General features: G+C 75.9%; 8 protein-coding genes and 4 pseudogenes. All 12 read right to left on the reverse strand.

Annotated elements, in window-relative coordinates; all coding sequences use genetic code 11:
* Positions 1–3 precede the first annotated feature (3 nt).
* The gene (gene cobA, locus PCA76_RS17630; protein WP_272611525.1) at positions 4–1,626 is read right to left on the reverse strand and encodes a uroporphyrinogen-III C-methyltransferase; all 1,623 of its coding nucleotides are present in this window, start codon (positions 1,624–1,626) and stop codon (positions 4–6) included.
* On the reverse strand, positions 1,623–2,219 hold the full coding sequence (locus tag PCA76_RS17635) for a precorrin-8X methylmutase (protein WP_272611526.1): 597 nt from the start codon (positions 2,217–2,219) through the stop codon (positions 1,623–1,625). The genes cobA and PCA76_RS17635 overlap by 4 nt, the downstream gene beginning before the upstream one ends.
* Positions 2,216–2,419 (reverse strand): DUF362 domain-containing protein, encoded by a 204-nt coding sequence (locus tag PCA76_RS17640; protein ID WP_336297998.1) that lies wholly within the window; start codon positions 2,417–2,419, stop codon positions 2,216–2,218. Before PCA76_RS17640 ends, PCA76_RS17635 begins: the two co-directional genes overlap by 4 nt.
* A pseudogene (gene cobJ / locus PCA76_RS17645) lies at positions 2,407–4,133 on the reverse strand (precorrin-3B C(17)-methyltransferase). Before cobJ ends, PCA76_RS17640 begins: the two are co-directional and overlap by 13 nt.
* Positions 4,130–5,355: pseudogene (gene cbiE / locus PCA76_RS17650) on the reverse strand (precorrin-6y C5,15-methyltransferase (decarboxylating) subunit CbiE); the annotation flags it as partial. The pseudogenes cbiE and cobJ, both read right to left, overlap by 4 nt.
* Before the next feature lie 23 nt (positions 5,356–5,378).
* Positions 5,379–6,530, reverse strand: a complete 1,152-nt coding sequence (locus tag PCA76_RS17655; RefSeq protein WP_272611527.1) for a cobalt-precorrin-5B (C(1))-methyltransferase — start codon at positions 6,528–6,530, stop codon at positions 5,379–5,381.
* Positions 6,527–7,372, reverse strand: a complete 846-nt coding sequence (gene cobM, locus PCA76_RS17660) for a precorrin-4 C(11)-methyltransferase (RefSeq protein WP_272611528.1) — start codon at positions 7,370–7,372, stop codon at positions 6,527–6,529. Before cobM ends, PCA76_RS17655 begins: the two co-directional genes overlap by 4 nt.
* On the reverse strand, positions 7,369–8,148 hold the full coding sequence (gene cobI, locus PCA76_RS17665) for a precorrin-2 C(20)-methyltransferase (RefSeq protein ID WP_272611529.1): 780 nt from the start codon (positions 8,146–8,148) through the stop codon (positions 7,369–7,371). Before cobI ends, cobM begins: the two co-directional genes overlap by 4 nt.
* A complete protein-coding gene (locus PCA76_RS17670) occupies positions 8,145–9,506 on the reverse strand; it encodes a cobyrinate a,c-diamide synthase (protein ID WP_272611530.1) in 1,362 nt (453 codons plus the stop codon). The genes cobI and PCA76_RS17670 overlap by 4 nt, the downstream gene beginning before the upstream one ends.
* A complete protein-coding gene (gene cobO, locus PCA76_RS17675; protein WP_272611531.1) occupies positions 9,503–10,114 on the reverse strand; it encodes a cob(I)yrinic acid a,c-diamide adenosyltransferase in 612 nt (203 codons plus the stop codon). Before cobO ends, PCA76_RS17670 begins: the two co-directional genes overlap by 4 nt.
* Before the next feature lie 73 nt (positions 10,115–10,187).
* Positions 10,188–11,012: pseudogene (locus tag PCA76_RS32850) on the reverse strand (VWA domain-containing protein); the annotation flags it as partial.
* 153 nt (positions 11,013–11,165) lie between these two features.
* Positions 11,166–12,479, reverse strand: a pseudogene (locus tag PCA76_RS32855) (ATP-binding protein); the annotation flags it as partial.
* Positions 12,480–12,537: the final 58 nt, after the last annotated feature.

Here is a 12,537-nt window from a genome sequence, read left to right on the forward strand (position 1 = left end):
TCGTCAGACCGTCGGCCCGGTGGTGGTGAGGGCGACCACCGGGCCGAGGACGAAGACAGCGGGCGGGCGAATGTCCTCCCGGGCGGCGACCGCGCCGATCTCGTCCAGCCGGGCGGGCACCGACCGCTGGGCGGGCAGCCCGGCGTCCTGCACGGCCAGCACCGGGGTCTCCGGGGCGCGACCGTGCTCGATCAGCACGGTCGCGATCTTGGCGATGGTGTCGACGGCCATCAGCAACACGACGGTGCCCCGGGCCCGGGCCAGCGCCGCCCAGTCCACAAGCGAGTCGGGGTGCCCGGGCGGGAGGTGCCCGGAGACCACGGTGACGTCGTGCGCCACACCCCGGTGCGTCACCGGCACGCCAGCGAGGGCCGGCGCGGCGAGCGCGCTGCTCACCCCGGGCACCACCGTCACCGGCACACCCGCCGCCACACAGGCCAGCACCTCCTCGTGGCCGCGTCCGAAGACGTACGGGTCACCACCCTTGAGCCGGACCACCCGCCGGCCGGCGCGGGCGTGCGACACGAGGGCCTCGTTTATCGCCTCCTGGGCCATCGACGGGCCACGGGGCACCTTCGCGGCGTCGACCACCAGCACGTCGGGGCGCAGCCCGGCGAGCAGCCCCTGCGGGGCGAGCCGGTCGACGACCACCACGTCCGCCGCGTCGAGCAGCGCCTTGCCGCGTACCGTGATCAGGTCGTCGGGCCCCGGCCCGCCACCGACCACGGCGACCGAGCCGTGGTCGTGGTGGTGGTCGTGCCCGTGGTGGTGGTGGCCGACCGGGTCGTCGGGGTGGTCGTGCGGACGTTGCGGGCGACCCACCTTGTCCGCGAAGCCGGGCATCAGCACCCGGTACGCGCAGGTGTCGCAGTTCATCCGGATGTCCCCGCCCAGCGCTTCGGCGTAGCGCTCCAGGACGAGGTCGGCGAGGGCGTCACAGTCGCCGATCACCTCGGCCACCCGCACGTCCAGCTCGGGGTGGGCGGCGGCGAACTCCGCCGACTGGGCGACGATCCGGTCGGGCAGCACCCCGGCGAACAGGAAGTACGGCGCCACGACGATCCGCCGCGCGCCGAGCCGGCGCAGCCGGTCCAGCACCGCCGGCACCGACGGCTGCGCGAGGGAGATGAACCCCGGCTCCACGCCGGCGTAGCCGCGCCCCTCCCAGAGCAGCCGGGCGACCTTGGCGACCTCGGCGTTGGCGTCCGGGTCGGTGGACCCCCGCCCAATCAACGCCACCCACGTGCCGGCCCGGTCGGCGCCGGCCAGTGCGGCGTCGATGCGCTGTTCGAGGGCTTCGTGCAGCAGCGGGTGGGGGCCGAGCGGGCGTCCGTAGCGGTAGCTCAGCCCCGGATGACGCTGCTGCTCCCGGCCCATCGCGGCGGGGATGTCGCCCTTGCCGTGCCCGGCGGCGGTGAGCACCAGCGGCAGCGCCACCAGCGCCCGGTGCCCGCGCGCGACGAGCGCGCCGACCGCGTCGGTCAGCGGTGGTCGGGACAGCTCGATGAAGCCGCCCTCGACATCGGCGACGTCGCCGCGACGACGGACCCGCTCGACGAGCGCGGCGAACTGGTCGACCCCGGCCGTGCTGCGCGTACCGTGCCCGACGATGACCAACCCGGTCATGACTTCTCCTCGATGTAGAGCAGGGCGTTGAGGGCGGCGGCGGCGACCGCCGAGCCACCCTTCTCGCCCACGTTGGACACCCCGGGCAGGCCGCTGGCCCGCAGCGCCGCCTTCGATTCGGCGGCACCCACGAAGCCGACCGGCAGGCCGACGACGAGCGCCGGTGCGGCGTCCAGGGTGAGCAGTTCGACGAGCGCGGTGGGCGCGCAGCCGACCACCCAGACCGCGCCCGGGCCGACCCGGGCCAGTGCGATCCGCACGGCCGCCGCCGAGCGGGTGATCCCGGCCGAGCGGCCCAGTTCCGCGGCGGCCGGCTCGGCGACCGGGCAGACCAGCTCCAGGCCGGCCCGGGTGATGCCGGCGGCGACCATCGCCACGTCGGTGACCACCGGCGCCCCGGCGCGCAACGCGGCCAGCCCCGACTCCAGGGCCGCCTCGTCGCAGACCAACTCGTCGACGTACGCGAGGTCGGCGCTGGCGTGCACCACCCGCTCGGTCACCGCTCGGCTCAGCGGCGGCAGGTGCGACAGGTCGACGCGCTCGCGCAGGATGCGGTACGACTCCACCTCGATCGGGTGCACCACCCGGCTCATCGGGCTCCTCCAGGTTCCGCGTCGAAGGCGTCGACGACGCGGATCGCGTCGACCGGGCAGATCTCCAGGCACTCCAGGCAGCCGGTGCATCGGTCGGCGCGGACCGTCAGGCCGCCGGCGACCGGCCGGATCGCGTGCGTGGGGCAGGTGAGCAGGCAGGCGCCGCAGCCCTGGCAGGCGCCGATCGTCACGATCGCCACCGGTACCCCCGAGGTGTGACCATCCGACCCGCGACCAGCCGCGTGTCACTGCTGCCGACCACCACCACGCTGTACATGTCGACCACGGCCGGGTCGAGAGTGGACAGGGTCGCCAGGTGCACCCGCTCGCCGGGACGGCTGGCGTTGCGCACCACACCGACCGGGGTGTCCGGTGGCCGGTGCGCGCCGAGGATGCCGAGCGCCTTGCCGAGCTGCCAGTCCCGCGCCCGGCTGCGCGGGTTGTAGAACAGCGTCACGAAGTCACCCTCGGCGGCGGCGGTCACCCGCCGCTCGATGACCTCCCACGGGGTGTGCAGGTCGGACAGGCTCACATAGGCGTGGTCGTGGCCGAGCGGGGCGCCGAGCAGCGCACCGGCGGCCAGCGCGGCGGTCACCCCGGGCACGCCCACCACGTCGATCCGCTCGTCGGCGTACTCCAGGGCGGGGCTGGCCATCGCGTACACCCCGGCGTCGCCGGAGCCGATCAGCGCGACCGACCGGCCGGCGACGGCCTCGGCGACGGCGGTGCGAGCCCGCGCCTCCTCCGCGCCCAGCCCGCTGGAGAGCACCCGGGTGCCAGGGCGGAGCACGTCGCGGACCTGGTCGAGGTACTGGTCGAGGCCGACCACCACGGCGGCGCGGCGCAGCTCGGTCACCGCGCGGGGGTGCGCAGGTCGGCGGCGCCCGGTCCGAGCCCGACGACGGCCAGTCGGCCGCGCGGCGCGTGGCGGGCGACCGCCACGGTGGCCATGGCCGTCGCGGTCTTTCCCACCAGCAGCGTGGCGTCGTCCGGACGGCCCGCCGGGCCGAGCAGGGCCGCGGCCTCCGCCACGCTCGGGGTGCCGACCGCGGCGCGGACCACCTCGCTGGGGTGCGGCACGTCGACCGCCGCCAGCCGCGTCACCGGCCAGGTCACCAGGGGTACGCCGAGCGTGTCGGCGGTGCTCAGGATGCCCGCCTCGTCGGCCTTGACGTCGGCGGTGGACAGGCAGCGCAGGCTTGCCGGGCTGAGGCCGGCGTCGGTCAGCACCCGGTGCAGCAGCTCCGCCACCTCGGCGGCGGGTACGCCCCGACTCGCGCCCACGCCGGCGACCAGCGACGGCGGCCGCAGCACGGCGGTCCGCTCGTCCAGCGGCACCATCCGGTCGGTGACCAGCAGCCGGTATCCGTCGTCCGTCGGGTCCTCGTCGGCGGCGCGCACGTTCGGGGGCAGTGCGGGCAACGGCCAGGCGGCGTCGGCGATCAGCCGGACCGGCTCGCCGTCCAGGATGGCCCGGGACACCGCCGCGACCGCGCCCTGCACGGGCCAGCCGAGGGTGTCCAGCCCTGGCAGGCCGACCGCGTCGGTGGCGGTGGTGATCACCGGTCGTGCGTCCAGCAGTGCGGCGACCCGCTCGGTGAGGTCGTTGCCGCCGCCGGCGTGCCCGCCGAGCAGCGCCACGGCGTGCCGGGCCGCCTCGTCGACGACCACCACGGCCGGGTCGCTGCGCTTGTCGCCGAGCAGCGGCGCGAGGATCCGCACCACCGCGCCGGTGGCCAGGAACGCGACCACCGCGTCACACCCCGCCCAGGCGGCCCGCAGCGCGGCGGCCACGGTCTCGCCCTCGACCAGCCGGGCGTGCGGCCAGGCGGCGGCCAGGGTCTCGGCGTGCCGGCGGCCGGCGGCGGTGGCCGCCACCAGACCGATCCGGGCAGGCGGTTTCTGGTCGTTCACGGGCGCTCCCCGGTAAGGACGACCACCGGGTTGGTGGCCGCGAGGCGGATCGACCCGCCGGGCAGGTCGGCGAGGCGGGCGGCGGAGAGCTGACTGCCCTCGACCGTGTAGCCGGCAGCGCGCAGGAGGCCCACGGCCGGTGCGACCCGGTCCAGTGCGGCCAGGGTGAGCACCACCCGCTCGGGCTGGCGGGCCACCACGGCGGCGAGGACGTCGGCAGCGCCACCGCCGACGAAGACCGCGTCCGGCTCGGGCAGGCCGGCCAGTGCCTCCGGGGCACGCCCGGTGACGAGCCGGACGTACACGGCGTGCGCGGTGGCGTTGGCCCGGATGGTCGCGCCGGCCCCCGGGTCCTGTTCGACGGCGAGCACGGCCGCGCCGAGCAGCGCGCACTCGATGCCGACCGAGCCGCTGCCCGCGCCGACGTCCCACACCAGCCGGCCCAGCCGGGGCGCAGTCGCGCGACGACGAGGGCGCGGACCTCCGACTTGGTGATCATCGAGTCGCGGTGGGCGTACCGGGTCTCCGGCAGCGCCCAACCGCCTGCCGGCGCGGCGGCCGGCTGGTTGTCGGACCGCATCCCACCGGGGGTGACCCGATCCGGCGCGGACTCGGCAGGGTCGGGTGCGGCGAGGCTGAGCAGGACGTGTGGGTCGGCCCAGGTCTCGGCGGTGGCCTGCTCGGGGGTCACCTCGCGGATCCGTTCGGCGTCGGTGCCCAGATGCTCGGCGACCAGCAGGCGACGCGACCAGCCGATCAGGCCGGCACCCACCTCTGCGGCACCGGCGCCGGGTGCGGTGAGCACCGCGACCAGCGGCAACGCCCGGCAGGCGTTCAGGGCCGGTCGCGGGTCGCGCCCGTGCGCCGTGACCACGGCGGCGCCGTCCCACGGCATCCCGGCGCGGGCGAACGCGGCGGCCACACTGGACACCGCCGGCACCACCCGCAGCGGCAGCCCGGCCGCCCGCAGCCGGCGGACGATGCCGAACAGGCCCGGGTCCCCGCTGGCCAGCACCACGGCGGGCACCCCGGCGTCGACGGCCTCGGCCAGGCGGTGCAGGGCGGGGGCGAGCGGCCCGAGGGCGACGGTGTCCACCCCGGCCGGTACGGGCACCGCGGCCAGGTGCCGGGCGGCCCCGACGACCAGTCCGGCGGCGGCCAGCACCGGTGCGAGCGCGGGGTGCGGCGATGCGCCGGCGGCGTCCAGCCCGACCACCGTCACGCCGGTCACCGGCTCCATCCGCGTCACCGGGGCCACCGGCCGGACGAGGCGACGACGCGGGCGCCGGCGAAGTCGACCATCGCCACGTCCACGGTGACCGTCGGCCCCGCGAAGCGCCGCAGCACCTGGCGGACCCGCTGGCAGAGCAGGTCGCCGGCCGGGGTGAGCAGCCCGGCGGTCTCCCACAGCTCGTACGCGTGCCGCCCGGTGTTGGCCTCGGTCACGGCGGCGACGAGCGACGGGTCGCCACCGGCCTCGGCGGTCACGGCGCCGAGCAGGGAGAGGTCCACCGTGGAGCGCGTGTAGTGCGTCATCAGCACACCGGCGGCGAGTTTGGCCAGCTTGCCGGCCATGCCGACGAAGACCACCCCGGTCATCGCGTCGCCCACGGCGGCGGTCACCGCGGCACCGGTGAAGTCGCCGACCTCGACGAAGCAGACCTCGGGCAGGTCCGGCAGCAGCGCGCGGGCGGCCCGCTCGGTACGCCCGCCGGTGCAGAGCACCACGGTCCGCTCACCCTGGGCGGCCATCACGTGCACGGCCTGGACGACGCTGGCCCGCCACGACGCGGTGGAGAAGGGACGAACGATCCCGGTGGTGCCGAGGATCGAGATGCCGCCGAGGATGCCGAGCCGCCGGTTGGTGGTCTTGCGGGCCATGATCTCGCCCCGGGGCACGCTGATCACCACGCGGACGCCGACCTCGCTGAGGTCGACCACCTCGGCCACCGCCTCGCCGATCATCCGGCGCGGGGTGTCGTTGATCGCGGGGCCGCCGACCGTGAGCCCGAGGCCGGGCTTGGTGACCGTGCCGACGCCGGCACCACCCGCGAGCCGCAGGCCGGGGACGTCGGTCCAGTCCACGGTGGCGGTCAGTTCGGCCCCGTGGGTGACGTCCGGGTCGTCCCCGGCGTCCTTGACGACGACGGCCTCGGCCCGGACCGGCGGGGTGCCGGTCACCTCGCAGCGTTCCACCGGGAAGCGCACCCGACGCCCTGCGGGCAGACCGATCTCCACCTCCGGCTGGATCTCCCCGGTGACCAGGGCGGTGAGCGCGGCCTTGGCCGCCGCCGTCGCGCAGGCGCCGGTGGTCCAGCCGGTCCGCAGGGCGGTGGGCCGGACCTTCGCGGTACGCGGCAGGTCCGGCTCACGCAGCGGTGGCTCGGCGTACGTCATGGTGTGTGCCCCGGTGTGGCTGTCCCCCCGGTGCGGGCGCCCGCCTGGCGGCGCAGCTCGGCGCGGGCGGCCGGCTCGGCCCGGCGGAAGGTGTGGAAGTGCCCGGGGTGGTAGAGGTGCGAGCGGGTGCCCTCGGCGGCGAGGGCCGGCCCGACCAGGAAGAGGGTGTGCTTCCACAGCTTGTGCTGCTTGACCGTCTCCTCCAGGGTGCCGACCGTGCAGCGCACCACCAGTTCGTCCGGCCAGGTCGCCTGGTACCCCACCACGGCCGGGGTGTCCGCCGGGTAGCCGCCGGCCAGCAACTCGGCCTGCACCTGCCCGGAGCGGGCGGCGGAGAGGAACAGCGCCATGGTGGTGCCGTGCCGGGCGAAGTCACGGACCCGCTCGCCGGGCGGCATCGGGGTCTTGCCGCCTTCGAGGCGGGTGAGGATCACCGACTGGGCCACCTCGGGCACGGTCAGCTCCCGCCCGACGATCGCCGCGACGGCGGTGAACGAGGACACGCCGGGCACGATCTCGACGGCCAGGCCGAGCGCCCGGCACAGGTCCAGCTGCTCCTGCACCGCACCCCACAGCGACGGGTCGCCGGAGTGGATCCGGGCCACGGTCAGCCCCTGCTCGGCGGCCCGCTCGTAGAGCGGCAGGACGCCCTCGATGGGCAGCTGCGACGAGTCGATGATCTCCGCGCCGGGGCGGGCGTGGTCGAGCACGTCGGCGTGCACCAGGCTGGCCGCCCAGATCACGATGTCCGCCGCGGCGATCACCCGGGCGGCCCGCAGGGTCAGCAGGTCCGCCGCCCCGGGTCCGGCACCGACGAACCACACCTTGCCGTCGCTGGTCACAGCTTTCCTCCTCGTTGGTCGCGGCGGGCCGGGACCAGCAGCGTCGACAGGTACGGCAGGTCGTGCTCGGTGTCGTCGACCGGCCCGATCCGTTCACCGGGCAGCCCCAGGCTGCGTCCGAGCACCGCGTCGGAGCGCCGGCCCTGTCGGCGCAGCTCGGCGAGCAGTTCCGGGTGCCGCCGCCAGCCCTTGTAGACGACGACGGTGCCCGGCCCGGCGAGGGCGTCGGCGAACAGCGCCAGGCCCGCGGTGGCCGGCAGCAGGGTCAGCGGCTCGCGGCCCTCACAGAGCGGGGTACCGCTGCGCGCCGCCAACTCCTGCATGGCGGTGACACCGGGCACGGTCGCCACCCGCACCGCCGGGCGCAGGGCCCGGACGCTCTGCGCCAGATACCCGAAGGTGGAGTAGACGTTGGGGTCACCGATGGTGGCGAAGGCCAGTGACCGCGCGCCCGCGTCGATCGTCTCGGCCACCACCCGGGCCGCGTCGTCCCAGGCTGCCGTCCGACGGGCGGTCACTCCGCCCCGGTCGTCCAGGGCGAACGGCAGCCGGCGCAGGCGGTCCGCCGCGACGTGGGCCCGCACGGTCCGTTCAGCGCGCCCGGCGTCCACGCCCGACGGCGTCGGACCGGCGGTCGCGGTGGGCTCGGCCCGGTCCGCCATCACGGGTACGAAGACCACGTCGGCCTCGCGCAGAATCCGCACCGCCTTGACGGTGAGCAGTTCCGGGTCGCCGGGGCCGACACCCACCCCGGTCAGCGTGGCGTCGGCGCTCATCGGCACGCCTCGACGAGCCGGCGGGCCGCGTCCGGGTGACCGGCCCAGTGGGTGTGCAGGTAGGAGGCGTGCACCTTGCCGGTGACGAAGCCGTGTTCCGCGTCGTCCCAGTGCCACGCCGGCCGGTCGCCGTGCCCCGGGTCGGTGGTGGTGCGGTGGAACTCGTGGCCGCGTACGGGCTCGCCGGCGAGGGCCACCGGGGAGTCGGTGACGGCCGTCGCCTCGCGGTAGCCGAGGGTGAGCCGGCCGGTCATCCGGGCGGTCAGGTCGAGCCGGCCGCACATGGGTACGCCGTCCAGGGACCGCCCGAGGTAGAGCAGCCCGGCGCACTCGGCCACGATCGGCCCGTCGAAGTCGGCCAGTTCGGCGCGGAGCCCGGCGTTACTGGCCAGCGCCTCCGCGTACGCCTCGGGAAAGCCGCCGCCGATGACCACCGCACGGGTGCCGGCGGGCAGCGCCGGGTCGCGCAGCGGGTCGACGGTGACCACATCCGCGCCGGCCGCGGCGAGCAGCTCGGCGGTCTCCGCGTACGAGAAGGTGAAGGCGGGACCACCGGCGAGGGCGACCCGTGGTCGCTCGACGCCGGCCGGCCCGCCGACGGCGGCGACCGGGTCCCACGCCGGGACGGTCAGCGGCGGGGCGCTACGGGCCAGGTCGAGCACGGCGTCGAGGTCCACGGTGGCCTCGACCAGCTCGGCGAGCGCGGTGACGATCGCGAGGGACTCGGGTGCCCGTTCGGCGACGGGGACCAACCCGAGGTGCCGGGCCGGCGCGGCCACCTCGGTGGCGCGGGTGACGGCCCCGAGGACCGGCACGCCCACCTCTGCGAGGGCGTCGCGCAGCAGTGTCTCGTGCCGGGGCGAACCGACCCGGTTGAGGATCACCCCGCCGATCCGCACCGCCGGGTCGAACGCGGCCATGCCCAACGTCAGCGCGGCGGCCGAGCGGCCCTGCGCGGTGGTATCCAGCACCAGCAGCACGGGTGCCTCGATGAGCCGGGCGACGTGGGCCGTGGAGGCGTAGTCACGCCGGCCGACCGCGCCGTCGTGCAGGCCCATGACGCCCTCCACCACGGCGATGTCGGCGGGCGTCGGCACGCTCGCGCCGTGCCGCAGCAACGGTGCGATCCGCTCGGGGCCGACCAGGAACGGGTCGAGGTTGCGACCGGCCCGACCAGCGGCGAGGGCGTGGTAGCCGGGGTCGATGTAGTCCGGGCCGACCTTGTGCGGGCTGACCGTCAGGCCGCGACGGCGCAGCGCGGCGAGCAGTCCGGTGGCCACGGTCGTCTTACCGTGGCCACTGGCCGGCGCGGCGACGACCACCCGGGGCAGCGGCCACGGTTCTGCGGGGACGTTCACCACTCGATGCCCTTCTGGCCCTTCTGGCCGGCGTCCATCGGGTGCTTGACCTTGGTCAGCTCGGCCACCAGGTCGGCGGCGGCGACCAGGCGCGGGTCGGCGTCCCGGCCGGTGATGACGACGTGTTGGAAGCCGGGCCGGTCGGCCAGGGTGGCGACCACCTCGTCGACGTCCACCCAGCCCCACTTCATCGGGTAGGTGAACTCATCCAGCACGTACAGCCCGTAGCGCTCGCCGGCCAGGTCACGCTGGATCTGCCGCCAGCCCTCCAGCGCGTCCGCGGCGTGGTCGGCGTCGCCGCCGCGCTGGATCCACGACCAGCCCTCGCCCATCTTGTGCCAAGCCACCGGCGCGCCCTGGCCGGTGCGCTCGTGCACCTCGCCGAGCGCCCGGAAGGCGTTCTCCTCCCCCACCCGCCACTTCGCGCTCTTGACGAACTGGAACACCCCGACCGGCAGACCGGCCGTCCAGGCCCGCAACGCCAACCCGAAGGCCGCCGTCGACTTCCCCTTCATCTGTCCGGTGTGGACCATCAGCAGTGGCCGGTGCCGCCGCTGCCGGGTAGTCAACCCGTCAGTAGGCACGTTGCTCGGCCGTCCCTGCGGCATCAGCGATCTCCCCATCCCGCGAGCACTCCCGCGATCTTGCAGTTTCGGTCTGCCATAAGTGCACTTTGTCCCGTCATGCCGCGACAGGAAGCGCAAGATCGCGGGGATGGGGGTGGGGGTGGGTTAGGGCGGCTAGGGGGTGGTGGGGGGCACTTAGCTGGGTTGCCAGGCGGCTCGCCAGGTTGAGGCGGACCGGGCCGGATTCGCAGTCGATGACCACGCAGGGGGCACCGGTTGCCGCCAGGACAGCAGCGGCTCCTGCGGCGCGGTCCAGCGGGCGGTTGCCCGCCGTGGCCCGACCGTCGGTGACGATGAGGACCAGGGGTCGCCGCTTCGGGTCGCGCAGGCGCTCCACCCGCAGCAGGTCGGCGGCCGCGAGCAGCCCCTCGGCCAGCGGCGTACGCCCACCGGTGGGCAACTCGGCCAGCCGCGTCGAGGCGGCCAGCACCGACGAGGTGGCCGGCAGCAATGTCCGGGCGCCGGCCCCTCGGAAGGCGATCACGGCGACCTTGTCCCGCCGTTGGTACGCGTCGGTGAGCAGGGCGAGCACCGCGTCCTTCACGGCGGTCATCCGCTGCCGGGCGCCCATCGAGCCGCTCGCGTCCACCACGAACAGCACCAGATTGCCCTCGCGCCCCTCCCGGACCGCCTCGCGCACGTCGTCCGGGCGCAACCGCAGGGGGCCGGTCAGCCGCCCCCGCCTGGCCTGGTGCGGCGCGGCGGCGCGGACCGTCGCCGGCAGGTGCAGCGCCCCGACCCGGCCCGTCGGCACCCGGGCCCCGGTGGTACGCCCCCGTCCGGTGCGGGCACGCGAACGCCGGCCCGGCACCCCGTCACCCACGCCGGGCGCGGTGAGCACCCGCGCCTTCAAACCACCCCGGGGTACGGCCACCGGCTGCGCTTCCCCACCGGCGCCCCGCCCACGGGTCCGGTCGTCGTCACCGGTCGTCGCTGCTCGGCCGCTGTGCGCTCCCTCGTTCTGCCGGTCGCCGCTCCGGTTGTCCGGCGGGCGGTGCGACCACCCGCCGTCGTCAGCCCCGCTCGGCGTCTCGGTGCGCCCGTCGGGGCCGGCGTCGTCATGGGCCGCCGAGTGCCCGGCCGAACCGGCTGCGCCCTCCTCGACACCGTCGCCGCCGCTCCCATCCCCGCCGTCCCGGCCGCCACCGCCAGCCGGGCCGCCACCGCCATCCGGGCCGCCGCTGCCGTCCGGGCCACGGTCGTCGGGGCCACCGCCAGCCGGGCCGCCGCTGCCGTCGTCGGGGCCCTGGTCGTCGGGGTCGTCGGGGTGTGCGTCCTGGGCGCGCTGCAACGCCTCGTCGAGGCGCTTCTCGTCCAGCCCAGGGGTGTCGAACGGGTCGCGGCGGCGGCGGTGCGGCAGGGCCAGCCGGGCCGCCACCCGGACGTCGTCGATGGTGACCCGGTTCCGGCCGTGCCAGGCGGCGTGTGCCAGCGCGGTACGGGCGGTGACGATGTCGGCGCGCATTCCGTCCACATCGAACGCGGCGCACACCTCGGCGATCTGCCGCAGCGCGGCGTCCGGGAGGCGTACCCCGGGAAGTCGGCGGCGGGCGGCAGCCACCTGGCCGGCGATCTCCGCGTCGGCGTCGGCCCAGCGGGCGGCGAAGCCGGCCGGGTCGGCGTCGGCGGCGAGCCGGCGGCGGACCACCTCGACCCGGGTCTCCGGGTCCCGGCTGGCCCCCACCTCGACGGTGAGCCCGAACCGGTCGAGCAACTGCGGGCGCAGTTCCCCCTCCTCCGGGTTCATCGTGCCGACCAGCAGGAACCGGGCGGCGTGACTGACCGAGACACCCTCCCGCTCGACGTGGCTGCGACCCATCGCCGCCGCGTCGAGCAGCAGGTCGACGAGGTGGTCGTGCAGGAGGTTGACCTCGTCGACGTAGAGCACGCCCCGGTGCGCGGCGGCGAGCAGGCCCGGCTCGAAGGCGCGTACCCCCTCGCCGAGGGCCTTCTCCAGGTCCAGTGAGCCGACCACCCGGTCCTCGGCGGCGCCGACCGGCAGCTCCACCAGCCGGGCTGGGCGACTCTCGGCAGCGGCGTCCACCGGATGGGGGCCGTCCGGGCAGGCCGGGTCGGGGTCGGCCGGGTCACAGCCGAAGCGGCAGCCGGCCACCTGGCGAACCGGGGGCAGCAGCGCGGCGAGAGCCCGCACGGCGGTGGACTTGGCGGTCCCCTTCTCGCCACGGACCAGCACCCCGCCGATCGCCGGGGAGACCGCGTTGAGCAGCAGCGCCAGTCGCATGTCGGCCATGCCGAGCACGGCGCTGAACGGGTAGGTGACGGTCACTGGGCCTTCTTTCGATCGCGACTGCGGGGCTCGCAAAACCGGCTCACTCCTCGCGCTCACTGCGCTTCTTTCGATCGCGACTGCGGGGCTCGCAAAACCGGCTCACTCCTCGCGCTCA

It is taken from the genome of Micromonospora sp. LH3U1, from assembly GCF_028475105.1.
Taxonomy (GTDB): Bacteria; Actinomycetota; Actinomycetes; order Mycobacteriales; family Micromonosporaceae; genus Micromonospora.